This window comes from Pseudorhodobacter sp. (assembly GCF_030452865.1).
GTDB lineage: Bacteria > Pseudomonadota > Alphaproteobacteria > Rhodobacterales > Rhodobacteraceae > Pseudorhodobacter.
On sequence record NZ_JAKDLJ010000488.1, the window covers coordinates 1 to 2346 of the forward strand.

2 protein-coding genes are annotated in these 2346 nt (G+C 59.4%); both read right to left on the reverse strand.

Features of this window, described 5'->3' with window-relative positions; translation table 11 throughout:
* A partial coding sequence (locus L0H65_RS18455; RefSeq protein ID WP_301460666.1) for a trimethylamine methyltransferase family protein occupies positions 1-829 on the reverse strand: 829 nt, incomplete at its 3' end.
* A gap of 115 nt (positions 830-944) precedes the next feature.
* Positions 945-2318 (reverse strand): alpha-D-glucose phosphate-specific phosphoglucomutase, encoded by a 1374-nt coding sequence (locus tag L0H65_RS18460; protein ID WP_301460667.1) that lies wholly within the window; start codon positions 2316-2318, stop codon positions 945-947.
* Between the last annotated feature and the right edge of the window lie 28 nt (positions 2319-2346).

The following is a 2346-nucleotide window of genomic DNA, read 5'->3' on the forward strand; positions in this document are numbered from 1 at the left end:
CAATCGCCCCGGCGTTGGTCACCGGTCCCATCGCGCCGCCGAGGATGAACGGCAGCACCACCGCACATTGATTGGCGCGGGCATAGGCGCGCAAGGAATTGGTCATGGTGCCATCCCAAACCAGTGGCGAGTTGACGTTGACATTGCCCATAATGACGCAGTTCTGATCGACGAAATCGCGGCCAAAGGCGATGCGTGCCATCTCGATACTGTCCTCGGCGCGTTCCTCCGACGTGACCGACCCCATGAACGGCCGATCCGAAAGTGTCAGATGCGCCAGCACCATATCCAGATGCCGCTTGTTCACCGCGATATCTGTCGGCTCACAAATCGTGCCGCCGGAATGGTGAAAATTGGGTGAGGATTGCGCCAGTTTGATGAAATTCCGAAAATCCTCAATGGTCCCGAAACGTCGCCCCTTATCGAGGTCCATCACGAAGGGGGAGCCATAGGCCGGCGCGAACACCACCGATTTACCGCCGATTTCCACTGAATTGGCGGGGTTGCGGGCGTGCTGTGTGAATTGCGCAGGTGCGGATTTCAGGATCTCACGCAACAGGCCGGGTTGGAACTTGACCAACAAGCCCTGCACATCCGCCCCGGCGCGCTTCCAATGCTCGATCGCCACCGGGTCATCGCGAAATTCAATCCCGACCTCGGCCAAAATACGATCAGCGGCAGCTTCGATCTTTAGCAAGTTTTCTTCGGAAAGCACGTCATAGCAGGGGATATTGCGCAGAATATAGGGCCGCCCGATGCCACCGCCTCGGGTGGCGCGTTGCGCTTGGCGGGCTTGCCTGCCGCTGCGCGCAGCTTTTACGTCACTCATTCGGTATCCTCCCCAACCGGGGCTTTTTCGCGCCCCCTTGGGATGGATTAAAGGGTGATTGCCACAAAATGTCGCAGCTTTTGGCGACAGTTGAATGTCCGTTCACGCCCCACCCTCAGGTGATGACATCCGGCTTCACCCTCCCGGTATGGTCCTTGATCGCCGCAATGCTATGCGCGGCAGCGATGATCGGAGCCAAGGCCGCTTGCGGATCATGGTCCAGGCCTTTCGGTCCGGGCCGGTAGTGTTCCAGATAGACCCGCAGCGTGGCGCCTTCAGTTCCAGTGCCCGACAAACGGTAAACGATGCGGCTGCCATCGTCAAAAATGATGCGGATGCCCTGATGCTGGCTGACGGAACCGTCAACGGGGTCGGTATAGGCGAAATCATCCGCCGCTCCGATGGTCATGCCTTCGGTCTTGGTTCCCGGCAGCGATGAAAGACGTTTGCGCAAGGCCATCATCAGCGCCTCCGCCTTGGCGCTGTCAATCGCCTCAAAATCATGGCGGCTGTAGTAGTTGCGCCCGAATTTCGCCCAATGATCGGCCATCACTTCGGCCACCGATTGCCCTCGCTCCGCCAGAATGTTCAGCCAGAGCAACACCGCCCAAAGCCCGTCCTTTTCGCGCACATGGTCGGACCCGGTGCCGAAACTTTCCTCGCCGCAAAGTGTCACTTTGCCCGCATCCAGAAGATTGCCAAAGAATTTCCAGCCCGTCGGCGTCTCAAAATGCGGCAGGCCCATCGCTTTGGCCACCCGGTCCACAGCGGCAGAGGTCGGCATCGACCGCGCCACCCCTTTCAACCCGTCCGCGTAACCCGGCGCGAGATGCGCATTGGCTGCAAGCACCGCCAGACTGTCCGAAGGCGAGACATAAATTCCGCGCCCCAGCACCATGTTGCGGTCGCCATCACCATCCGATGCCGCCCCGAAATCGGGCGCATTATCGCCCATCATCTCCGTCATTAACCCATGCGCCCAAGTCGGGTTCGGGTCAGGGTGCATGCCGCCGAAGTCGGGCAAGGGCGTACCATGGGTTACGGTGCCTTTCGCCGCCGCCAACCGGTTTTCCAAAATCTCAACCGCATAAGGGCCGGTCACTGCACACATCGCATCAAACCGCATCGAAAACCCATCGGCAAAGCGTGCCTTGATCGCCGCGAAATCGAACAGCGTTTCCATCAGCGCGGCGTAATCGACCACCGGATCAACAATTTGCACCTCCATCTCGCCAAGCTGGCTGCTGCCGACGCGGCCAAGATCAATTTCAGCGCTGTCCATCGTGGTGTAGGAGGTCATCGTCTTTGTCGCGGCAAACATCGCCTCGGTAGCACTTTCCGGTGCCGGGCCGCCATTGGGCATATTGAACTTGATGCCGAAATCCTCATCAATCCCGCCGGGGTTATGGCTGGCCGAAAGGATGATGCCGCCATCGGTTTTATTGAGCCGGATCAGATGCGAGGCGGCGGATGCTGCCGGTGATACCACAGCACTCTACCTGTTGTTCAACGGGGGG